Origin of the sequence: Chryseobacterium sp. MYb7 (assembly GCF_002979455.1) — a bacterium.
GTDB lineage: Bacteria > Bacteroidota > Bacteroidia > Flavobacteriales > Weeksellaceae > Chryseobacterium.
The window spans coordinates 184,614-207,055 of record NZ_PCOU01000001.1; the positions used below are offsets into that span (position 1 = coordinate 184,614).

General features: G+C 37.5%; 17 protein-coding genes. 6 read left to right on the forward strand and 11 right to left on the reverse strand.

Going from position 1 to position 22,442, the window contains the following annotated elements:
- Window positions 1-127 precede the first annotated feature (127 nt).
- The 4 genes from hemE to hemA are packed head-to-tail and all read right to left on the reverse strand — an operon-like array spanning window position 128 to window position 4,116.
- Window positions 128-1,159, reverse strand: a complete 1,032-nt coding sequence (gene hemE, locus CQ046_RS00895; RefSeq protein ID WP_047376227.1) for a uroporphyrinogen decarboxylase — start codon at window positions 1,157-1,159, stop codon at window positions 128-130.
- A 46-nt stretch (window positions 1,160-1,205) separates the two neighbouring features.
- On the reverse strand, window positions 1,206-1,889 hold the full coding sequence (locus CQ046_RS00900) for a uroporphyrinogen-III synthase (protein ID WP_105700450.1): 684 nt from the start codon (window positions 1,887-1,889) through the stop codon (window positions 1,206-1,208).
- A gap of 57 nt (window positions 1,890-1,946) precedes the next feature.
- Complete coding sequence (hemC, locus tag CQ046_RS00905) at window positions 1,947-2,855, reverse strand: hydroxymethylbilane synthase (RefSeq protein ID WP_105700451.1); 909 nt, start codon at window positions 2,853-2,855, stop codon at window positions 1,947-1,949.
- Window positions 2,842-4,116, reverse strand: coding sequence for a glutamyl-tRNA reductase (hemA, locus tag CQ046_RS00910; RefSeq protein WP_105700452.1), 1,275 nt, complete (start codon window positions 4,114-4,116; stop codon window positions 2,842-2,844). Before hemA ends, hemC begins: the two co-directional genes overlap by 14 nt.
- 386 nt (window positions 4,117-4,502) lie before the next feature.
- On the opposite strand from hemA, the gene CQ046_RS00915 reads away from it, so the two are divergent.
- The 6 genes from CQ046_RS00915 (at window position 4,503) to CQ046_RS00940 (ending at window position 10,848) form a co-directional block, all read left to right on the forward strand.
- Window positions 4,503-5,528, forward strand: coding sequence for a rod shape-determining protein (locus tag CQ046_RS00915; RefSeq protein WP_045491741.1), 1,026 nt, complete (start codon window positions 4,503-4,505; stop codon window positions 5,526-5,528).
- 28 nt (window positions 5,529-5,556) lie between these two features.
- On the forward strand, window positions 5,557-6,411 hold the full coding sequence (gene mreC / locus CQ046_RS00920) for a rod shape-determining protein MreC (protein WP_105700453.1): 855 nt from the start codon (window positions 5,557-5,559) through the stop codon (window positions 6,409-6,411).
- Window positions 6,404-6,910, forward strand: coding sequence for a hypothetical protein (locus CQ046_RS00925; RefSeq protein ID WP_002982456.1), 507 nt, complete (start codon window positions 6,404-6,406; stop codon window positions 6,908-6,910). The genes mreC and CQ046_RS00925 overlap by 8 nt, the downstream gene beginning before the upstream one ends.
- Complete coding sequence (locus CQ046_RS00930; RefSeq protein WP_105700454.1) at window positions 6,907-8,952, forward strand: peptidoglycan D,D-transpeptidase FtsI family protein; 2,046 nt, start codon at window positions 6,907-6,909, stop codon at window positions 8,950-8,952. Before CQ046_RS00925 ends, CQ046_RS00930 begins: the two co-directional genes overlap by 4 nt.
- Complete coding sequence (gene rodA / locus CQ046_RS00935; protein WP_105700455.1) at window positions 8,949-10,178, forward strand: rod shape-determining protein RodA; 1,230 nt, start codon at window positions 8,949-8,951, stop codon at window positions 10,176-10,178. The genes CQ046_RS00930 and rodA overlap by 4 nt, the downstream gene beginning before the upstream one ends.
- A gap of 88 nt (window positions 10,179-10,266) precedes the next feature.
- Window positions 10,267-10,848 (forward strand): pentapeptide repeat-containing protein, encoded by a 582-nt coding sequence (locus tag CQ046_RS00940; protein ID WP_105700456.1) that lies wholly within the window; start codon window positions 10,267-10,269, stop codon window positions 10,846-10,848.
- Window positions 10,849-11,033: 185 nt separating this feature from the next.
- On the opposite strand, the gene CQ046_RS00945 is transcribed toward CQ046_RS00940, so the two are convergent.
- The 7 genes from CQ046_RS00945 to CQ046_RS00975 form a co-directional block, all read right to left on the reverse strand.
- Entirely contained in the window at window positions 11,034-11,744 is a 711-nt protein-coding gene (locus CQ046_RS00945; protein ID WP_105700457.1) for a C40 family peptidase, read from the reverse strand.
- 306 nt (window positions 11,745-12,050) lie between these two features.
- On the reverse strand, window positions 12,051-13,157 hold the full coding sequence (locus tag CQ046_RS00950) for an efflux RND transporter periplasmic adaptor subunit (protein ID WP_105700458.1): 1,107 nt from the start codon (window positions 13,155-13,157) through the stop codon (window positions 12,051-12,053).
- A 27-nt stretch (window positions 13,158-13,184) separates the two neighbouring features.
- Window positions 13,185-16,454 carry an efflux RND transporter permease subunit gene (locus CQ046_RS00955; RefSeq protein WP_105700459.1) on the reverse strand — a complete coding sequence of 1,090 codons (3,270 nt, stop codon included), beginning with the start codon at window positions 16,452-16,454 and terminating at the stop codon, window positions 13,185-13,187.
- Window positions 16,455-16,487: 33 nt separating this feature from the next.
- Window positions 16,488-17,879, reverse strand: a complete 1,392-nt coding sequence (locus CQ046_RS00960) for a TolC family protein (RefSeq protein WP_105700460.1) — start codon at window positions 17,877-17,879, stop codon at window positions 16,488-16,490.
- Window positions 17,880-17,959: 80 nt separating this feature from the next.
- A complete protein-coding gene (locus CQ046_RS00965) occupies window positions 17,960-19,312 on the reverse strand; it encodes a sensor histidine kinase (RefSeq protein WP_105700461.1) in 1,353 nt (450 codons plus the stop codon).
- On the reverse strand, window positions 19,309-20,001 hold the full coding sequence (locus CQ046_RS00970) for a response regulator transcription factor (protein WP_105700462.1): 693 nt from the start codon (window positions 19,999-20,001) through the stop codon (window positions 19,309-19,311). The genes CQ046_RS00965 and CQ046_RS00970 overlap by 4 nt, the downstream gene beginning before the upstream one ends.
- A gap of 135 nt (window positions 20,002-20,136) precedes the next feature.
- Complete coding sequence (locus CQ046_RS00975; protein ID WP_105700463.1) at window positions 20,137-22,332, reverse strand: glutamine synthetase III; 2,196 nt, start codon at window positions 22,330-22,332, stop codon at window positions 20,137-20,139.
- Between the last annotated feature and the right edge of the window lie 110 nt (window positions 22,333-22,442).

Genomic DNA, 22,442 nt, shown 5'->3' on the forward strand with positions numbered 1-22,442 from the left:
AATAATGATTTAAAGTGTTCGTAATCAAATATAAAGAAATAAATAAAAGATCGTTAGAAAATTATTGATCATAAAAAAGCCCTGTTTTTTAATAACAGGGCTTGTATGTTTTCTTAAGAGAATAATCTTATAAATTCGGTTTCCAGTCAACCACTGCTCTGATGAATGCCTCAGCATTTTCAACAGGAACATTCGGTAGAATTCCGTGGCCTAAGTTGGCGATATATCTGTCTTTTCCGAAACGGTTGATCATTTCATTCACCATCTTCTTAATTGTTTCAGGAGTGGAGTGAAGTCTTGCAGGATCAAAGTTACCCTGTAAAGTCATTGTATGGTTTGTAAGTGTTCTTGCAAATTCCGGCTTAATAGTCCAGTCTACACCAAGAGCAGAAGCTTTAGACATCGTCATATCTTCCAATGCAAACCAACATCCTTTTCCGAATACCACCACATGAGTAAGCGGGCTTAATGCCTCAACAATCTGGTTGATATACTGCCATGAGAATTCCTGATAATCTGTAGGAGAAAGCATTCCTCCCCAAGAATCAAAAACCTGTACTGCAGAAACACCCTTTTCTACTTTTCTCTTTAAATAAGCAATCGTAGTATCTGTGATTTTCTGTAATAACAAATGAGCTGCCTCAGGCTGTTGGAAACAGAAAGATTTTGCAATATCAAATGCTTTGCTTCCTTTTCCTTCCACACAATAGCAAAGAATAGTCCATGGAGAACCGGCAAAGCCTATCAATGGAATATCATTGTCCAGTTTCTGAAGAGTAAGTTCAATAGCATCAAAAACGTATCCTAAAGTATCATTCACATCCGGAGTTTCAATATTCTGAACCTGCTCCATTGTTCTGATAGGAGTATCTAACCATGGACCTACAGATTCTTTCATCTTGAAATCAATTCCCATAGCCTGTGGAACTACCAGGATATCAGAAAACAGAATCGCTGCATCCAAAGGAAATCTGCGGATAGGCTGTAGAGTAATCTCAGCTGCAAGCTCAGGAGTCTGACATCTTGTAAAGAAATCATACTGATCTCTTAAAGCAATGAATTCCGGCAGATATCTTCCAGCCTGCCTCATCATCCAGACAGGAGGTCTTTCAACGGTTTCTCCGCGAAGTGCTTTTAAATATAGGTCGTTTTTTATCATAATCTATTTAAACTAATATTACCGCTAATATTCGGTAACAGATATTCTAAATTCTACTTCTTATTTCTCTTCTTATCAGTTCAAAGATAGAAGTCAGTGTATTTTCTTCAGAAGTAAAAATGTCTTCCTGGGTATAATTTCTCAACTCTCCGGAAGTCGTTTCGCCAATTGAAAAAAGCTTCATACCCTCCAGAGAATTTCGCCTTGCAAAACTACGAACTCCGCTCGGACTAAAAAATACTGCGGCATGATATTTTTCATTTATTACAGGATGAGTTTCCTCAGTATTGTATATCGTAACTTTTTTGTATTTAATGTTTTGTAAAGGAAGCTGCTTATCCAGAACATTGATGGCAAGATTACCGCAAAAATGAAGAAACTGCTCGTGCTGGCAATTCCCGATAATGAATCTGGAAAGGGTCTCAGCATTTTTCAATACTTTAAAAGTTCCGAAGCCATGCTTTCTCAGTTCTCTCTTCGTTTTTTCACCTACACAATAGATCTTGTTGTAATTTTTGGCGGTAAAATTTTCATTGGGCTTAAATCTGTTTTTGAAAAATAAAATAACTCCATTCGCACTGGTGAAGATCAAAGAATAATTTTTCAGATCAAAAGGGCTGATCATAATAGGTTTGGTCTTAATTACCTCCACACAGTCAGCCAAAATATCCTCTCCTAATTCTTTGGATATAATCATTTGGTCTATATTTTTGGTAAATAAGATTTTCATGTCTGTAAAATTAAGAAGATGAAAAAGAATGGCTAAAAGAATTTACAATCTGAAATATCAGATCTGGCTTTTGATTTCTGCCATTAATTCTTTTCCACCGTTTTCAAGAACGACTTTGGCAAACTTTTCTCCAAAATTTTCGGTTGGAGTATAGTCAAAGTTTTCATCCACAGCAATACAGTTTTTCCCATCCAAAGAGCAAAGTGCAGCCTTGAAACGGATCTGATCTCCGATGATTTCTGCGTAAGCCCCAATCGGTGCTGTACAGCCTCCTTCTAGAGTGCTCAGGAAGTTTCTTTCAATTTCTACACAGATTTGTGTCTGCTTGTGGTTAATCTGGCTTACAATCTCATTGATCTCCGGCTTGCCGGTATGTCCAGCTACGGAAATTACGCCTTGAGATGGAGCGCAAATCATTAATGGAAGCATTTCATAATCAATTTCCATTTTCATTCTTTTGATTCCTGCCAAAGATAAAATGGTAGCATCAAAATCTCCATCTTCCAGTTTTTGAAGTCTGGTCTGAATATTTCCGCGAATATCCGAAAAATCAGTAGTCGGATAATTTCTCAGCCAGAAAGCTCTTCTTCTCAAACTGCTGGTAGCAAGTTTAAGCTCATGGAATTCTTTATTCCTTGCAGATTCTTTTCTGATCAGAATGTCCTGTGGATAATCTCTTTCCAGATAAGCGACCATCTCAATATTTTGAGGCAATTGAGTAGGAACATCTTTTAAAGAATGTACGGCAATATCAATCTCATCATTCAATAGAGCAATATCAAGGTCTCTTGTGAAAACCCCGGTAATTCCTAAAGAATAGAGTGGTTGATTAAGGTTCTTATCGCCAGAAGAAACGATAGGAACAATTTCCGTTAAATAATTGTTGTTCTGAAGGTGCCTCGCAACCTCTCTAGCCTGCCAAAGTGCAAGTGCGGAATTTCTCGTTCCGATTCTAATGCTTTTCATTGAATTCGTTGTTTGGTTGTTCAACTAATATTTCGTGCATTAATTTACTAATTTCTTCGGCTTTTAAAGGGTTGTCAATGATATATTTTGCAAAACGGTTGGTGATTTTCTGGATCATTTTGTCAGAAAGTTCCATGTCCGTGATGTTTATGTATTTATTCTTTCTATAAAAATTATGCATTTCATTGCGTTCCATATTCTTTAAAACCGCTTTGAAATGATGAATATTGGGTGCCAGTTTTCTCTTTTTCTCCCATTCAATAAATTCTTTCATCAGTTCCTTGATGATTTTTTCAGCTTTTGGAATTTCTCTTTCACGCTGTTGAATTGTTTCCTGGATCTGTTTTGAAAGCTCATCCACATCAATCAATGTTACATTTTCATTTTCGGTAACATTTTTTTCAACGTTGTGCGGAATTGAAAGGTCAATAATCAGAGTTTCTTTTCCGTTCGGGAAATGGGACTGGTTGACAATAGGATGTTTGGCTCCTGTTGCTACAATAAGAATATCAGTGTTTTTTAATTCCTTGTCAAAATCAGAATAATCAACATGGGGAATATTATATTTCTGGGAAATCTTTTCAGCTTTCTCCTGAGTCCTGTTAGCAATTTTGATTTTTGGCTGATAGACATGTTTTACCAGATTTTCAACGGTATTTTGTCCAATTTCACCTACCCCTAAAAGTAAGATGTTTTTCTCAGCGATTCTTTTCTGGCTGTTTAAAATATAATGAACCGCTGCATAGGAAACAGAAGCTGCTCCATTGGAAATACCGGTTTCATTTTTTATTCTTTTCGAAATCTGAATAGCAGCATTAATGGCTCTTTCCAGATAAGGGTTAGAATTTTGTCGTTCCTTTTTGAAACGGCTGTATGCTTTTTTGATCTGACCGATAATTTCAAAATCTCCGATAATCTGACTTTCAAGGCCAGCTGCTACTCTGAAAAGATGAATAAGAGCCTCCTCTTTAGTTAAGATATTGGCAAACTGAAGGAAATCCGTAAGGTGTACTCCAATGGTTTTGCAATATTCTTCAGCCACTAAAAGATAATTGGGAGAAGTGGTATAAATTTCGGTTCTGTTACAGGTAGAAACTACAAATGCATCGCCCAGGTCTTCATTGTGGACTCTGGAGACGAAGTTTTTGATGTTTTCATCAAAGAATGCAAACTTTCCTCTCGTTTCTACATCGGCTTTCTCGTAGCTTATGGAAAGCACGGCAAAATTCGACGTTTGATGGATGTTGGAATACTGTAACATAAGCAGTCGCAAATTTACGCTTTTTTTAATTAATTACTCTCAGATAGTGTATATGATAATTATCGTAAAAAACTATAGGAAGGAGGATCGGGTTTATGGCATAAAGGCAAAATTATGAAATCACAAAAATTGCAAAATTGCTTATGTAGGTAAATGTACTTGTGTTTTTTAGTTTTATTTCCGTCATTTTTGCTAGGTTTTTTAGTCTTTTCCGCCTTTTTAACACTCCATTAATTTTAGTTGAAATCAAACTCTGTAAATGTCTAGACTAAAAGTTAATAAAGAATTATAAATTTTAATAAAATTTTAACCAAATTAAGTTGGTGGGAAATTTCTTTAGTAGTCTTAAATTTATATCTTTGTAATCTTAAAATCAGAAGAAAAATATGAGTTTATTTGATATGTTTACGCAAGAAATTGCGATAGACCTGGGAACGGCTAATACCCTTATTATCCATAATAATAAAATTGTTATAGATCAACCGTCAATTGTTGCAATTGAACGTTCTACGGGTAAACCCATTGCTGTAGGTGAACAGGCTAAGCATATGCAAGGTAAAACTCACGAGGATATCAAGACTATCCGTCCTTTGAAAGACGGGGTTATTGCTGATTTCCACGCTTCTGAACATATGATCAAGGAATTCATCAAGAAAATTCCTGGAATCAAAGGTAAATTTATTCAACCGGCATTACGAATCGTAATCTGTATCCCTTCTGGTATTACTGAAGTTGAAAAAAGAGCGGTGAGAGACTCTGCTCAAAAAGTAAATGCAAAAGAAGTAAGATTGATCTACGAACCAATGGCAGCTGCAATTGGGGTAGGGATAGACGTACAGAAGCCTGAAGGAAATATGATCATCGACATAGGTGGTGGTACTACGGAGATTGCTGTAGTAGCTTTAGGAGGTATCGTATGTGATAAATCTGTGAAGATTGCCGGAGACGTATTTACCAATGATATTGCTTATTACTTAAGAACTCACCATAACCTTTATATCGGAGAAAGAACAGCTGAAAGAATCAAAATTGAAGTAGGTTCTGCAGTAGAAGATCTTGATGTAGATATCGAGGATATCCCGGTACAAGGTAGAGACCTTATTACAGGGAAGCCAAAAGAAATTATGGTTGGATACAAAGAGATTGCACGTGCATTAGACAAATCGATCATCAGAATCGAGGATGCCGTAATGGAGACATTATCTCTTACACCACCGGAATTGGCAGCTGATATCTACAAAACGGGTATTTATCTTGCCGGAGGAGGAGCGTTATTAAGAGGTCTTGCGGACAGAATTCACAAAAAGACAGGTCTTCCTGTATTTGTGGCTGAAGATCCGTTGAGAGCTGTCGTTCGTGGAACAGGTATTGCTCTTAAGAATATGGATAAGTTCAATTTCTTAATTAAATAATTTTAACTTTTTACGACTTTATATCTGAATGGGATTTTTGCTGAGATTATTTTCGAAGAATACTCTTTTCGTCTTCTTTATATTCCTGCAAATTATTGCTCTGGTTTTGATATTCTCCAGAAATGCCATGCAGAAATCCTGGATAGCGGGCCAGACGGCTGCTTTCAATTCCTGGGTTTCCGGATATATTGATGAAGGAGTTTCTTATCTGAAACTAAAACAGATTAACGAAGATCTTGTGGTTCAGAATAAAGCCCTTATGACTGAACTCTATGGAAAAGACGGAGCGAAAACTCCTGTTTTCAAAAGAGTTCATGATACCATTGGTGGTGGGCAGATCTATACTTTTGTTGATGGAGAAATTGTTTTCAATAGTATCAACAGAAGAAATAACTATTTTACAATCAACCGTGGCCGAAGAGATGGGGTTTTTCCTCAAATGGGAGTAATGGCGCCAAGAGGTATAGCGGGAATTGTAATCAATTCTACAGACAGTTATGCATTGGTTCAGTCGGTTTTAAGTGTAAACAAGATCAGAATTAATGCAGCACTCAAAAACTCAGGATATTTCGGTACTTTAACATGGAATGGAGATAACTCCAGAGTGATGCACCTTGCGGACATTCCAAAATATGTTGCCCTGAAAGTAGGGGATTCGGTTGTTACCGACGGTAAATCCGCCATCTTTCCTAAAGGGGTTACCATTGGTACTATTGCCGGATATTCTGTAGATAATAAAACCGGCTTCTGGGATATCTCCGTAGAGCTGAGTGAAAAAATGGGAGCGTTGAATAAAGTGTATGTAGTGAAGAATCTTAAGAAAGCAGAAGTGCAGAAGATTCAGGACACTATGCAGGCTGTAATAAAAAAAGAAAATGATTAGCAGGACTTTATTTACCGATATATTGATCATGATTTTTCTTGTTGCATTACAGATATTTGTATTGAACAGGATTACGCTTTTCGGGAAATATACTCCGGTATTATATCCTGTATTTGTCATGTTCTATCCATTTTTCAGAAATAAATTTCAGTTCCTGGCATTGAGCTTTTTAATAGGACTTTCTATTGATGGTTTCCTCTATTCTTGGGGGATCAATGCATTTGCGACAACGTTAATTGCTTATTTCAGAACGTTGATCTTCAGGACTTCCACAGATACATCTACAGACTTTTTCTCTTTTCAGTCCCTTCAATGGGCGCAGTTTTTGCTGTTTTTATTTTCAAGTATTTTCCTGCATCAGCTTTTAGTACAGTATATTGAATTCTTTAAGTTTAGCAGGTTTTTTGAAATATTATTTAATGTGTTGGTAACAAGTGTAATTTCATTTATCTTTATAGTCATCTACGCATTAATATTTAAAATCAAACAAAAAGTTTGAACACACGTTATTTAAAAATTTTTTCCATCCTTGTTGCTATCGCCCTCATTTTTGTGGTGAGGCTTGCTTATTTGCAATTATTTACAGACCGTTATGCATTAAATGCAGCCAATACCTCCATCAAAACAGAATACATTATTCCGCAGCGTGGAGTTATTTTTGACAGGAACGGTAAAATCATGGTAGGAAACCAGCCTGCATATGAAGTCTCTTTTACACAGGCTTTAATGAGACCTGATTTTGATACACTCGGATTTTGTACCCTGATGAAGATCTCCAAGGCAGATTTTATCAAAAGAATTGAGGTTATTAAAAAAGAGAAGTATTATTCTAAACTTACTCCCATGACTTTTCTGAAGGATCTGAGCAGAGAAGACATTGCAAGAGTTCAGGAAATTATTTTTAAATACCCAGCTTTTAATATTGTACAAAGACCTCAGCGTCAATATGAAGTTTCCACTTCAGGTAACCTTCTTGGGTATACCAGCGAAGTAAATGAGCGTGAAATAAAAAAAGACTCAGCCTACTATTTACCGGGAGATTTCATTGGGAAAACAGGTGTTGAAAAGTCTTATGAAAAAGAGCTTCGTGGAGTGAAAGGAGTGAAATATATCCAAAAAGATATCAGACTCCGAAATATTGGTTCTTATAAAAACGGATCTTTGGACAAAGATGTGATTACGGGTAAAGATATCACATTAACTATAGATTATGATCTTCAGAGAACAGCTGAAGAAATGATGGTCAACAAACACGGTGCAATTGTAGCTTTAGACCCAAATAATGGGGAAGTATTAGTTGCAGCAACCGGACCGGATATTGATCCGAACCTTTTCACCGGACCTTATAAGTCGAAAAACTTATATGCTCTTTCAAAAGATACTCTTTACGAAAATAAACCTACTTTTGACCGTTCTTTACAGGCGGGATACCCTCCGGGATCAACTTTTAAATTGTTAACAGCCCTGGCAGCAATGCAAATGGGAGTAATGGATGAAAAGACGATTTTCCCTTGTGGAGGAGGATTTTTCTATAAAGGGAAAAGAATTAAAGGCCATGGCGGAGCAGATCCGCTTATTCCTTCCATTCAGGTTTCCAGTAACTGTTTTTTCACCTATGCATTTATAGCTATTATCAAAAAATATCCAGGAAATCCTTCAAAAGGTGTTGATGAATGGAAAAAAATCATGAGCAGTTTCGGAGTAGGAGAATTTTTGAATAATGATTTTGCTGTGGGAGCCAAAGGAAGAATTCCTTCAGGAGATTTTTACGAAAAAAGATTTAAAGCCATCATGAAAGCAAGCGGTTCTCAAAGAACTGATTTTAAAAACTGGGATGAAATGTCAACCGGTGCTATTTATAATGGGATGGGACAGGGAGATGTTTTGGTAACGCCCATTCAGCTTGCCAATTATGTGGCCGCTATTGCTAACAGAGGATGGTATTATACCCCTCATATCGTAAAAGCAATTGATGGAAAACCAAATCCTGATCAAAGATTTAAAGTTAAACATCAAACTTTAGTTGATCCAAAACATTTTGAACCAGTTCTAAAAGGAATGGAAGCCGTAGTTTTGAGAGGAACAGCAAGAGGATTGAAATCCAATGATTTTACGCAGCTAGCTAAAACAGGAACAGCACAGGTTCCACAAGGGAAGGATAATTCTATCTTTGTATTGATTGCTCCGGCTGATAAACCCAAAATTGTTGTCGTTGCAGTAATGGAGCATGCCGGATTCGGAGCGACATGGGCAGGGCCTGCGTGTACAGTGATTGCTGAAAAATATATTACAGGTGACTTGAAAAGAGAAAATCTTTATAAAAAAATGATCACCTCGAGTTTCATGCCGGAATATAAAAGGCAATGGGTGGCAGATTTAAAACGCAAAGGATTGTATATTGATCCTAAACCCGATTCAATTAAACAAAAAAGAATAAAAGATAGTCTGGAGCTGGTGAAACAGCAAAAAGCTAAGCTGCAAAAGAAAATAGAAGAAGACGCAAAAAAGAATAATACTGCTAAAAAACCTGTGAAGCAATGAAATGGACGGAAGGAATAGATAAACTGGGCCTTGGGCTGTATTTCCTGCTTTGCATTTTTGCGATTGCAAATATCTACAGTGTTGACCAGAAACTGGGTGAAAAACAATTAGTATTTTTCTGTATCTCGTTATTCGTGGGACTCATCATCTTCTTTAGCAGAAGTAAGTTCTTTGAGAATATGGCGGGTATTATTTATATTGGCGGCGTTTTACTGCTGATAGGTCTTTTCCCGTTTGGTAAAGAAATCCTTGGACAGAAGAACTGGTATAAATTTGGAAGCTTTACCATGCAGCCTGTAGAGTTTGCAAAGATCGGTACAGCTCTCATGCTGGCTAATTATGTTTCCGGACCCGATTTTAATCTTAAAAACAAAAAATCTTTATGGACTACTTTAGCCATTATTGGTATTCCGGCAGCAGTGGTTCTTGCTATTCCGGATGTAGGTTCCATGCTTGTATTTATTGCATTCTTCATTGCATTATATAGAGAAGGGCTGAGTGGTCTTTTATTTACTGTTGGTTTTATTTTTGCCGGAGTCTTTCTTATTTCGCTGGCAATTCCTCCTGTTTATGTAGCAGTAGCCGTTTTAGTAATTGCCGGTGTTCTGATTGCCATGAACTATCACAGAATGTCCTGGGATGTAATTTCTATTTCAGGAATTTCAGGATCTATTCTTTTGCTGTGCGGACTGGCTTTCGGGTCTCCCTATATTCTAGAAAAACTTCCTAAACACCAAAGAGAAAGAATTGAGGTTCTTTATAAAGGAGAAAAAGCATTCAGAGATACTTCGGGTTACAACTTGTTATATTCCAAAACAGCCATCGGTTCCGGTGGAATCTGGGGGAAGGGTTACCGTGAGGGATCAGTTACCCAAGGGAAATTCGTTCCCGAGCAGGAAACCGATTATATTTTTTGTACGGTAGGAGAAGAATGGGGCTTTGTAGGAAGTGCAGTTTTGATCCTGTGTTACATGATTTATATCGGAAGGATATATTATCTGGCAGAACAACAGAAGTCTACTTTTAACCGCGTATTCGGGTATTGCTTTGCGTCGATTCTGCTTATGCACTTTTCGATCAATTTAGGGATGGTTATGGGGCTCTTCCCGACCGTTGGAATTCCGCTTCCCTATTTCAGTTATGGAGGAAGTTCTTTATTGGCCTTCTCGATGATGACTTTTATCTTTTTTAAACTTAATTATTCGGATAAGAATAGTTTGGTGTAAAAGAGGGAGGCTGGAAGCTGGATGATGGAAGTTGATCATTGTTCTGCTTACCATTCGTATTCAAAATCAACTTCATCAATACATTTTTATGAAACAATCCTATTTCTCAGACGAAAATTTCGAGAACAAAGATTTCACGCAGCATCCTTCAGAAAAAAGCGAATACGAAAACTGCATTTTCAGAAACTGTAATTTCGAGTATGGAGACCTATCCGGTTTTATCTTTACAGATTGTGAGTTCATTGAATGCAACCTCAGCATGGCAAAGCTTGTAAAGACGGCGTTTCATGATGTAATTTTCAAAGACTGCAAAATGTTTGGGCTTCAGTTTAATGACTGTAATCCGTTCGGATTATCTTTCAAATTTGATGGAAGTGCTTTAAATAACTCAGTATTTTATCAAACCTCCATTAAGAAAACGGTTTTCAAAGATTCTAAATTAATTGAAGTTGATTTTGCTGAATGCGATTTGTCTAATGCAGTCTTTAGCAGCTGTGATCTGTCGGGTGCTGTTTTCGACAATACCAACCTCGAAAAGGCAGATTTCAGGACTTCGGTTAACTACTCAATAGATCCGACTTTAAATAAGCTTAAAAAGGCCAAATTTTCACTTTCCGAAATCTACGGACTTTTGTATAAGCTGGATATTGAAATTGACAAGAACGGCTGATCTCTCAACGGTGTAAAGATTATTTATAAAAATATAGATATTAAATCAATAGGAGCGGGTTTTAACCCGCTTTTTCTTTAAATATATATTCCAATTGGCTTCAGTCGAAACTTAATCAAATAGCACATATAAAAAAGCCATCAGAATTCTGATGGCTTCATTATTTAAATCAATTATTTATAAAATTAAAAATTTGCGGGTGTAGAAAGCGTAGCGGCTGCTAAGTTATTGTAAGCTTCTCCTTCTTCATTGATCACTCTCTTAGCGAATCTGAATTTAGGCCCCCAATAAGAATCATTCAGTGAAGAAATCATTACTCCTTTTGATGTTGCTGCGTGGATAAATTTAATCTCACCCTCTTCAGAAACACTTTCTACAATACCTACGTGAGAAATTCTTCTTCCATGAGAAAAGAAAATCAAATCTCCTTTCTGTAAGTCTCCTTTTTCAATTCTTTCACCCTCCTGAGACTGAGATGCTGCTACTCTAGGTAAGCTAAGACCTGCTGCTGCTCCGAATACAGAAAGAACAAAAGCTGAACAATCTATACCGTTTCTGGTTGTCCCTCCGTATCTGTAAGGAGTCCCAAGGTATGTTTCAGCTTCTTCAAGGATACCGTCAATGGTTTTATTATGTTTGATTACTTTCGCAATCTCAGAATTTTTAACTGCTTTTTTAGCACTAGCGATAGATGCAGCCTTTTCAGCCAGGAAAGAGTCGATAAGTTTTTGCTTATCCTGTTCCATTTTTTTGCTATCTATAGAAGCTAGTTTGGCATCTGTTTTGTATTCTTTTGTGTAAGTTGCTGGTTTTGAAACCACATAATTTGTAGCACACGATTGCAATGATACTGTAGTAACTATAGCAACTAAATAAAACAAAACTCTTTTCTTCATATATATTTGATTATCCGTGTTAAAAAGGAATATTTATTTTCAAAAGCATTACAAAAGTAGAGATTCCGAGCAAAAGACCCCTGATATGATAATTGTCAGGATCTTACTTTAACACATTTTAACATATTATTTACATATGTTAAAGAAAAATAAACCGCAACAGCCTATTTTTGGTAAGTGTGCGGTTTTTTTTATTAAGATTCTTTAACAAACTTATTTCGCTTTATCCTGAATCAGCCTATTTTTAAAATTTTTAAGTCTAAAAAAGAGATTATAATTTTTGTTAATAAATACACGGTTGTAAGCCTATTTCGGGGCTTTAATTCTAATATTCTGCCCATCACGGATTTCCTCTGATGCATTCTTAACAATCATATCGCCAGAAGATACCGGACCTATAATTGTAGTAGTCTCGCCATTGGCAATCCCTGATGTTACCGGAATCCAATGAGCCGTATTTTTTTCTACTTTAATGACAAATACCCCCAGGGTAGAATTAAGCACAGCAGATGTAGGAACAGACAATGATTTACTGTTTTCGCTTAAAGGAAGAATAACATTGGCAACCATTCCCGGGAGAAGTCTTTTGTCTTTATTGTATACATCCATTTCTACCCATTGAGAACGTAATTTGTTATCTAAAGCTCCTGCGAATCTTGACACTTTTGCCGTGAAAGTCTCTCCTGGAATAGATTGAATAGAGAATTTAATATCGCCGTTTTTATTCAACAGTCCGGTATAAGACTCCGGAACATTCACAACCAAACGTAATCTATCCTGTTGTACAAGATTGAACATCGGAAGGTCAGAACCTTTTCCTGATGGTCCTACATAAGCACCTGCGCTTACATTTCTCGTGGCAATATTCCCGCTGAACGGAGCTCTGATCTGCAAATAGTTTTTAACATCTGCTACTTCACGATAGGATGCTTTGGCAGCCTCCAATTGAGCCAGATCAGATTTCTGAGCTGCTAAAGCCTGTTCCAGATCAAGTGCTGAAATGGTTCCTGGAGTTTTGCTTGTTTCCTTTAAACGGTCATATTTTGCTTTACTGGCAATATACAGGGCTTCCTTCGATTTTAAAGCTGATGATGCTGCACTTTGCTGAGAATTGATCTCCGGAGCTTCTAATGTGGCTAGTAATTGGCCAGCCTTTACTTCGTTTCCTACATCAACATACAATTTTTTAACAAAGCTGCTTACCTTGGCATAAACATCAACTTTCTGATAAGGCTGTAATTCTCCCGGAATAATAGTGGATGAAGAAAAGTCTTCCTGTTTAGGATTTACCGTTTCGATTTCCGGTGCTGAAGGTTCTGCAGATTTTTTTGCCTCCTTCTTCTCTTCATGGCCGCAGCTTTGAAGGCTGAAAATCAGTACTGCCGGAATTAAATATTTATATAATTTGTTCATCTTTTATTTTTAATAGCTTAAGGTTACTTATTTTACAATTTCAGGCATATAATGAATACTTTCTTCATCTTCAGGATCAAGAGAAACACTTTGAGTGGTAGCTTTTCCTTGTCCCCACGCAAATGCCAGCGGAAGGATGAAAAGGGCAGCGAATGTAGAGGCTATCAAACCTCCGATTACAGCTCTTCCTAAGGGTGAAACCTGATCTCCGGCTTCTCCTAAACCTAATGCCATCGGAACCATTCCAACAACCATTGCTAATGCTGTCATTACGATAGGTCTTAACCTCAACGCGGCGGCTTCTCTGGCTGAAAGTAAGGCATTTCCGTTATGTTTTCTTAATTGTTCCGCATTGGTAATCAACAATACAGCATTTGAAATGGAAACTCCGACAGACATGATGATTCCCATGTAGGATTGGAGGTTAAGCGTTGATCCACTTATGATTAATAACGCTAAAGACCCTACCAAAACCGCTGGTGCAGTTACCAATACAACGCCTGAAACTTTAAAAGACTGGAAGTTGGCGGCAAGCATTAGGAATATCACTACAATGGCAATGATCAAACTGTATTGTAAGCTGCTTAATGTTTCATTTAAAGTCTGGCTTAAACCAATCAGTTGTACGTTGAGACCTCTCGGAAGCTCACCGATATGATCAATTACTTTTTGAACATCTCTTGAAGCGGTTCCTAAATCGGTGTGATTAAGATTGGCGGTAACAGTGAGTGTTGGCATTGCTCCAAGGTTATCGGTTTCTCCATAAGTGAAGCTGTTTTTAATCGTAGCAACATCCCCAAGATTCGGTCGGTTGGAATTTTTTTGCAATGGAATTCCTGCAATTTCCTCTTTGCTGTTCATTTTATTTTCAGGAATCTGAACCTGAACGTTGTAGCTGTAACCTGCTTTTTCATCCGTCCAGATATTTTTTTCCGTAAACCTTGACGATGAAGTAGAAGCTACCAATGAACGTGAAACATCAGACATGTCAATACCCAGCTGAGCTGCGCGAACACGGTCAACATTGATGTCGAGTGCAGGATATTTTATAGACTGACCTATCTGAACATCTCTTAAATACGGAATTTTCTTAAGTTCAGCTTCTATTTTTTTAGCATAAGCCTCGTTCACACTTTTATCTCTTCCGGATAATCTTACTTCAATAGGAGTAGGGGATCCCTGACTGAGAATTTTTTCTGTTAATTCGATAGGCTCGAAGGATAACTTCATCTCAGGATTAATGCTTTTGGCCTTTTCTCTGATTTTGTCTTTCAGATCATCCATATTGGTATGATAGTCTTCATTTAATGCCACTTGTAAAACGGTTTCATGGGATCCTGCCATCCAAAGATAAATTGGGCTTACGGAGAAAAGAGTAGGATGCGTTCCTACATATGCGGAAGTGATTGAAATATTGTCTTTACCAACAATTTCTTTGATTCCATCTAATAATCTTAAGGTTTGAAGTTCATTTTTTTCTATCCTTGTTCCATCCGGAATCCTTGTTCTAACCTGAAACTGATTTCCGTTTACCTGTGGTAAAACATCTCGGCCAATACTATTCAGGAATAAGGCAACCATTGCCATCATCAATAGAATATAGGCAGAGACCACGATTTTTCTGTACGGCATGATCCGGTCTAAAAACTTCAGATATCGGAATCGGATTTTTTCAAACATACTTACTTTTCCGTCACGGTTGCTGTCTTCGTTTTGCAGAAGAATCTCTTTCTGGTTCCATGTATCACTTTCATCACTTAATCCGGCTCTTTGTAGTTCTTCGGAATCTGTCAGAACATGACCGTCTTTTGCTTTGTGATGTTTTACTTTCATAATCCAGTTTGCCATTACAGGAACGAAAGTCTGTGCAAGGAAATAGGAAACAATCATACTGAACCCAATGGCCAGTGCAAGAGGCAGGAACAGTGATCCTGGAATTCCTCCCATCGTAAATGCAGGTGCAAAAACAGCAAGAATACAAAATAGAATTAACAGTTTCGGAAAGGCAATTTCCTTGCAGGCATCCCAAACGGCAAGGGATTTTGGTTTGCCCATGTCCAGATGCTGGTGAATGTTTTCTATGGTAACGGTACTTTCATCCACGAGAATTCCAATGGCGAGGGCAAGTCCGCTTAAGGTCATGATATTAATGGTCTGACCGAAAAGATTTAAAAATAAAACCGCCGAAATAATAGAGGTAGGAATGGTAAGAATTACAATCAAAGCTCCCCTGATATCACCGAGGAATAAAATAACCATCAATCCGGTGAGTATGGCTCCGATAGTTCCCTCACTCAATAAACTCTTAACGGAATTAATTACATAGGTTGACTGGTCAAATTCAAAGCTGACTTTCACATCATCCGGAAGGTTAGATTGAATCTGTGGCAATTGTTTCTTTAAATTCTGTACAACATCCCACGTAGAAGCATCGGCACTTTTAGCAATACTCAGATATACAGAACGTCGTCCGTTTACCAAAGCGTAGCCTGAGGTCATATCTGCTCCATCAGTTACTGTGGCAACATCCCTTAAATAAAGATTCTGAACACTGCCTTTGTACAAAGGAATATTCTCAAAATCTTTTACGTTTTTAATCATCGTATTGGTGGGAGTGATATAATATTTGTCTCCGATCCTTACATTTCCGGAAGGGGCGGTTTGGTTGTTCAAACGCAATGCTTCCACAAGCTGATCGGGTGTCATATTGTGCTGCCGGAGCAAGTCTGGATTGGCATTGATAACCACTGTACGGATATTTCCCCCAAACGGAGGGGATGAAACAATTCCGGGAATTGAGGTAAATGTAGAACGGACATAGACGTTGGCAAGGTCGAGCAGTTCATTGTTTGATCTCTTGTCACTGCTTAAAACGAGCTGTCCGACAGGAAGTGTAGAAGCATCAAAACGAATGATAAAAGGAGGATTGGATCCCGGAGGAAAAGCCGCCTGGATTCTGGTAGAAAATGAATTTAATTCTGCTGCGGCCTGCGCCATATCGGTTCCGGGGTAGAAATTAATTTTCATTAACGTTAATCCCTGAATGTTTTTGGTTTCAATACTTTTGATCCCGTTCACAAAAAGGAAAATATTGATATATTGTTTGGCGAAAAATGCTTCCATCTGCTGTGGAGTATACCCGCTGAAAGGGTGTGAAACATAGATCACCGGTAGATCCAGTTTTGGAAAGATATCGACTTTAATGGAGTTCATGGACCGGATTCCGAAGAAAAACAGCCCGGCGACAATCACTAAAATCGTAATGGGTTTTCTTAATGCAAATCTTATTAAGTTCATTGAGATACTATTGATTTATAATTGATATTCATGTTACAGTTCGTTTTCAAATACTGAGAAATCACCCATCGCGGCTGCTTTTAATAATAACGCGTTCCAGACATTACTTACGGCAATATCTCTGTCGGTTTCGGCTCTTACGAGAGCATAAATGGCTTGGGATAAATCCACAAGATCAGTTAATCCGTTTTTGTATAAAACAGAACGTTGGATATAAGCATCATTGGCAGACCTGAGCTGAATTGGAACCTGATCATAAATCAGGAGTGCATTTTTCCATTTATTATCAGATAAATCCAACTGGGCTTTTAATTGCTGTTCAGCAAGATCATATTCATGCTTTAACCCTTGGCTTACATAATCCTGAGCGCTTATCTCTTTTGAGAGTCTGTAGGTTTGTGTGAAATTCCAGGAAACACCAATCCCGAGCAGGTAATTGCTTCTTGTAGGATGAACACCATCCCAATAAGAGGAAGAAAAATCATTTTGATTTTGGGCATAATTATTCCCGAATCCAGAACCTCTTGTCTGAATAATGCCTACCATTGAAAACGATGGGTAATATTGAGTTTTAAGAAATTGCTTTTCCTGTTCGCTGACATCGATTCTGCTTTTATACAGAGCCAATAAAGGATGGCTTTCCAGGGAAGTGCTTTTTTCTGTTGGGAAATCTGCCGGAATTCTTTTCAGTAAAGTACTGTCCAGAACAAATTCCTGAGCCGGAATTCCCAATAGCTGGGCTAGTTTGTTTTCCTGTTCCTGTTCGTTGTCCTTTGCTTTAGTATAGGTGATCATTGCATTGGCGTAATCTGCTTTTGCAAGAGATAAATCTACGCCGGGAACAATTCCGTTTTTTTCTTTCACCTCAACAATTCTTCTGATGGTATCGGTTCTTCCCAGATTTCGGGCGTAGGAAAGTTTTAGTTTTTGAGCTGCTAAAACATTCAGGTAGGCTGCGGTCACTTTTACTTTGTGCTGGAAGATTTCATCTGATAAATCTTTGGTGTCTCTCTGATTTTTGGATTCAGCAACCTTCACTCTTTGCTTAGCCTTTCCGAAAGAGAAAAATTCCCAGTTGACATTGGCCAGATACAAAGCTCCGAAAGAAGCATTCCAGTTTTGATCAGGGAGAGGAAGTCCGGATGAGGCTACTCCATATCCCCCGAAACCATACAAAGGACCATTTTGTCCGTTGACGGTTCCATAATCCTGTTGGATACTGATGTTAAGATTAGGCAGATACTGCCGTTTTGCCAATTCTATTGATTCCTTCGATGATTGCCGATAAGATTCCTTGGCTTTGATGGATCCGTAATTCTGAACAGCTGTTTCCAGCGCAGACTGAAGGGTAAGAACCTGCTGTGCTTTTGCTGTGTTCGTAAAAAAGACGGATAATAATGCGAGAATAAAAACTCTTGAAAGCATTTAACGTATTTTTCTTTTTTCAAAGTAAAAAATACATTTTGAAGCAAATTTGAAGTTGGGGAAAGTGATGAAGAGAATCGTTATTTAGCAAAATTTACCATCTGTTCTACGGGTTCAAAAGCCATAGTATTTTCAGTTAATGTCCTTTCGGAAATTGAAGATTCATGTGTTTTGATATTGTCAAAATAGATAGTAATGCTGTGCCAGCCGTCTGTAAAATCATAATGAACTGAAAAGTCATTGACTTCACAAATTTGTTTTACAATAGAAAGCCCAAGCCCGATGCTTTCCTGAGACTGATTGCTTTTTTTGAATCGTTTGAACAGTTCCTGGGTCGGAACATGAGGCGGAAGTCCGGTGTTGTTAATTTGAAAATAATTGTGCGTTAAATTGATTTCAATTTTTCCACCTTCAAGATTATGACGGATGGCATTGGAGAGGAGGTTACTCAAGAGAATTTCGGCTAATGTAGGGTGAATTTTGACGAAAACACTCTTTTCACAATTTCTGTTTAACGTAATATTCTTCAATGCGAGGTGATCAGCATACATGCATAATGCTTCCTTTTCCACAGTACAGAATTTCAGCTCCTTGTTCGTTAAAAATTCATTGTTGTTCAGTTTGGTCAAAAGAATAAGTGAGCGGTTTATTCTGCTTAATTTATCAATGGAATTTTGAATGTCTGTCAACAGAATAGCCTGGCTTTCATTGATCTCTGTTTCTGCAAGCAGTTCTATTTTACTTTGAATAATGGCCAAAGGAGTCTGAACTTCATGGGAAGCGTTTTCTGAAAATTCCTTCACAGGAGCATAGTCTTCCAAAGCTTTGTCTGTCATTGTTTTCAAGAATTCATTAAGCTTTTTAAACTCTTTGGTACTTGTCTCTGAAAGCTGCAGTCTTTCCTTTTTCTGAATACTGAATTGCTGAAGTTCATTAATGGCATGATGGAAAGGTTTTAATATGAATTTAGATAAAATTCTTGCCGTGATAAAAACGATGAGTGTAATTAATAATAATTTCCAGAAAAGGGCAACCAGCATTCCGCTCATGATTTGTTGAGTGGCGGAAACGTAGCCGTATGAAGAAATTTTATAAATTTTGTCATCAACTTTTGTATAAGAATTGACCTGGATCTTACATTCATTATTGGAAACTCCTTTGTTTTCCATACAGGTATGGATAACTTCCGGTTCGGATGGAATATTTTTTTTACTTTGTAAATTTATGGAAATCGGAAGTCCCTGAGATGTTTTTGCAGGATCTTCTCCCTTTTTTATTTGATTAATCACGTAGATGTTAACGTGTTTCAGTCTTTCTATTTCAACATTGTCCAGACGTTTTTTTATACTGGTGTACGAAATGTACATGCTTATGGGGGTAACGAGTAATATAATGGCAATAAACCAGACAGATATTTTATTCAATAAATTCATGCACCACTATGTTTTAGAGCATTAAACTTGTAACCCAATCCGTAGATGGTTTCAATATAATCGTTGCCGCGGGCAGCTCCGATCTTTTTTCTAAGGTTTTTAACGTGCTGATAAACAAAGTCAAAATTAGCTAAATTATCGGTGTAATCACCCCAAAGATGATTGGCGATAGACTGCTTGGATAACACGCGGTTTTTATTCACCAGAAAATACAGCAGCAGTTCAAATTCTTTTTGCGTGACTTCCAGTCTTGCTGTGTGAATAATCACTTCGAAGGTGTCTGTATTTAATATAATCTCATTGAATTTCACTTCGCTGTAACCATCCATTTTTTTTCTGCGGTATACGGCTCTTAATCTGGCGTGTAATTCCGGTAGATGAAACGGTTTTGTGATGTAATCGTCGGCACCTTTTTCAAGCCCGTTGATTTTATCATCCAGCGCATTTTTAGCAGAAATAATAAGGATTCCGCTGTTGATTTTTTCAGTTTTAATGTAATTCAAAATACTTAATCCGTTTCCGTCAGGCAGCATAATGTCAAGTAGAATACAGTCATAAGAATTGAAGCTGAGTCTTTCTAAGGCTTCATGGTAATGATACGCACATTCGCAGATGTAGCTTTCACCTTCAAGGTAATATTTCATACTTTGGGCAAGCTCATGGTTGTCTTCTATGATCAGGATTTTCATAATGAGAGCAAAAGTAGAATTAAATTCTGTATCAAATTTGAAGTTATAGAAGTCTTTGTCTATTAGTATTTTAGGCTAAATAAAAAATTCCCCGGAAAACGGGGAATTTAAACTAATATGGAACTTTACAGGACGTTATTTTGTAAACAACATTTCTCTGTATTTTGTCATAGGCCAAAGCTCATCGTCTACCATCATTTCCAATGTATCAGAAGCTTCTCTGATAGGATCGAATAATGGTTTTACTTTATTACAATAGCTTTCCGCCTGTTTTTGGCTGTCTGAAATACCTTTTGCTGCTTCTCTTGCTTTAAGAAGATCTTCAACACCAAGTTTAATTTTAGACACATTTTCAGAAATGCTTGTAATTAAACTCATTTGTTCTTTTGCTAAAGCTTTGAATTCTTTATCACCAAAGATTTCTTTAAGACCTTTTACGTTTTCAATTAATCTGTTCTGATAATTTAATGCAGAAGGTATGATGTGGTTTCTTGCGATATCACCTAACACTCTTGATTCGATATCAATAACCGTAGAGTATTTTTCTAATTTGATTTCGTTTCTTGCTTCAACTTCTCTGTGGTTGAAAATTCCCATTTCTTCATATAGATCTAAGAATTTCTTATCCATTTCCTGTTTTAAAGCTTCCGGAGTTGTTTTAAGGTTGTTCAATCCTCTTTTCTTAGCTTCTTTCGCCCAGTCATCAGAATATCCGTCTCCTTCAAACATGATGTTTTTACACTGCTTGATATATTCTCTCAATACATTGAAGATCGCTTCGTCTTTCTTAAGACCTGTTTCAATTAAAGCATCTACTTCTTTCTTGAAATCATTAAGCTGTTTTGCAGCAATAGTGTTCATTACGGTCATAGACTCTGCACAGTTTGCAGAAGAACCTACCGCTCTGATTTCAAATTTATTTCCTGTAAATGCAAATGGGGAAGTTCTGTTTCTATCAGTATTATCTAATAAAATTTCAGGAATCTTTCCAACTACATTTAATTTTAATTCTGTTTTCTCTTCCGGAGATAATTTTCCGTTTGTTACTTTTTCAAGTTCTTCCAATACGCTGAACAACTGAGTTCCGATGAATACGGAGATAATTGCCGGTGGAGCTTCGTTGGCGCCAAGTCTGTGGTCGTTGCTTGCAGAAGCGATACTTGCTCTTAAAAGGTCTGCATACTCGTGAACTGCTTTAATGGTGTTCACAAAGAATGTTAAGAACTGTAAGTTTTTCTTTGGATTTCTTCCTGGGCTTAGTAGGTTTTCACCAGTATCTGTTGCTAAAGACCAGTTGTTGTGTTTTCCGCTTCCGTTTACTCCTGCGAATGGTTTTTCGTGGAAAAGAATGTGGAAGTGGTGTTTGTGAGCTACTCTTGCCATGATGTCCATCAACAAAGAGTTGTGGTCTACAGCAACGTTCACTTCTTCGAACATTGGCGCAAGCTCAAACTGGTTTGGTGCAACCTCGTTATGTCTTGTTGTTGCAGGGATACCCAATTTCATACATTCGATTTCCAACTCTTTCATGAAGTTCATTACTCTTGTAGGAATAGAACCGAAATAGTGGTCATCCAATTGCTGTCCTTTTGCAGGAGAGTGTCCTAATAATGTTTTCCCTGTTAATACAAGGTCCGGACGTGATTGATATAATGCTGAATCAACTAGGAAATATTCCTGCTCCCAACCCAAAGTAGGAGTTACCTTCGTTACATTTTTGTCAAAATACTGCATTACATTCGTTGCAGCTTCATCTACAGCGTTCAAAGCTCTCAAAAGTGGTGCTTTGTAATCCAGAGTTTCTCCTGTATAAGAGATGAAGATGGAAGGAATACATAGTGTAGTTCCCATAATGAATGCCGGAGATGTAGGATCCCAAGCCGTATAACCTCTTGCTTCAAAAGTATTTCTGATACCACCATTAGGGAAAGATGATGCGTCAGGCTCCTGCTGGATAAGCATGTTTCCGCTGAATCTTTCGATTGCTCTGCCTCCTTCAATTGGAGTGAAGAAAGAATCGTGCTTTTCTGCAGTAGTACCTGTTAAAGGCTGGAACCAGTGTGTATAGTGTGTTACACCTTTGCTCATTGCCCAGTCTTTCATTGCTACAGCTACCTGATCTGCAATATGTCTCTGGATTTTAGTTCCTTTTTTAATCGCGTCCATGATAGAACCGAATGCTTCTTTCGTTAAATATTCTCTCATGGTTTCTTCTGAGAAAACATTTTTGCAGAATAGCTCTGATAATTTCGCAGGGATCTCAACAGAGTTGTCTTTTCTGAAATCCTTAAATGGAAGGGTTTCTAATGCTTTGAATCTTAAGGTTGACATAATTGGGTTGAATTTTTACAGGGCAAATTTACAAAAAAAATGAATTGAAAACATTTTAACCCTAAAAATTTTAGGGGTGTTGTGAAAATTTATACAATTTAAACAGTTGT

Excerpts from the sequence above, each read along its gene's own strand:
- CQ046_RS00945 (WP_105700457.1), bottom strand. The coding sequence starts at position 11,744 with ATGAAGAAAAGAGTTTTGTTTTATTTAGTTGCTATAGTTACTACAGTA.
- CQ046_RS00940 (WP_105700456.1), top strand. The coding sequence starts at position 10,267 with ATGAAACAATCCTATTTCTCAGACGAAAATTTCGAGAACAAAGATTTC.
- CQ046_RS00975 (WP_105700463.1), bottom strand. The coding sequence starts at position 22,332 with ATGTCAACCTTAAGATTCAAAGCATTAGAAACCCTTCCATTTAAGGAT.
- rodA (WP_105700455.1), top strand. The coding sequence starts at position 8,949 with ATGAAATGGACGGAAGGAATAGATAAACTGGGCCTTGGGCTGTATTTC.
- hemC (WP_105700451.1), bottom strand. The coding sequence starts at position 2,855 with ATGAAAAGCATTAGAATCGGAACGAGAAATTCCGCACTTGCACTTTGG.
- CQ046_RS00925 (WP_002982456.1), top strand. The coding sequence starts at position 6,404 with ATGATTAGCAGGACTTTATTTACCGATATATTGATCATGATTTTTCTT.
- CQ046_RS00955 (WP_105700459.1), bottom strand. The coding sequence starts at position 16,454 with ATGAACTTAATAAGATTTGCATTAAGAAAACCCATTACGATTTTAGTG.
- CQ046_RS00950 (WP_105700458.1), bottom strand. The coding sequence starts at position 13,157 with ATGAACAAATTATATAAATATTTAATTCCGGCAGTACTGATTTTCAGC.
- hemE (WP_047376227.1), bottom strand. The coding sequence starts at position 1,159 with ATGATAAAAAACGACCTATATTTAAAAGCACTTCGCGGAGAAACCGTT.
- CQ046_RS00915 (WP_045491741.1), top strand. The coding sequence starts at position 4,503 with ATGAGTTTATTTGATATGTTTACGCAAGAAATTGCGATAGACCTGGGA.
- mreC (WP_105700453.1), top strand. The coding sequence starts at position 5,557 with ATGGGATTTTTGCTGAGATTATTTTCGAAGAATACTCTTTTCGTCTTC.
- CQ046_RS00970 (WP_105700462.1), bottom strand. The coding sequence starts at position 20,001 with ATGAAAATCCTGATCATAGAAGACAACCATGAGCTTGCCCAAAGTATG.
- CQ046_RS00965 (WP_105700461.1), bottom strand. The coding sequence starts at position 19,312 with ATGAATTTATTGAATAAAATATCTGTCTGGTTTATTGCCATTATATTA.
- CQ046_RS00900 (WP_105700450.1), bottom strand. The coding sequence starts at position 1,889 with ATGAAAATCTTATTTACCAAAAATATAGACCAAATGATTATATCCAAA.
- hemA (WP_105700452.1), bottom strand. The coding sequence starts at position 4,116 with ATGTTACAGTATTCCAACATCCATCAAACGTCGAATTTTGCCGTGCTT.
- CQ046_RS00960 (WP_105700460.1), bottom strand. The coding sequence starts at position 17,879 with ATGCTTTCAAGAGTTTTTATTCTCGCATTATTATCCGTCTTTTTTACG.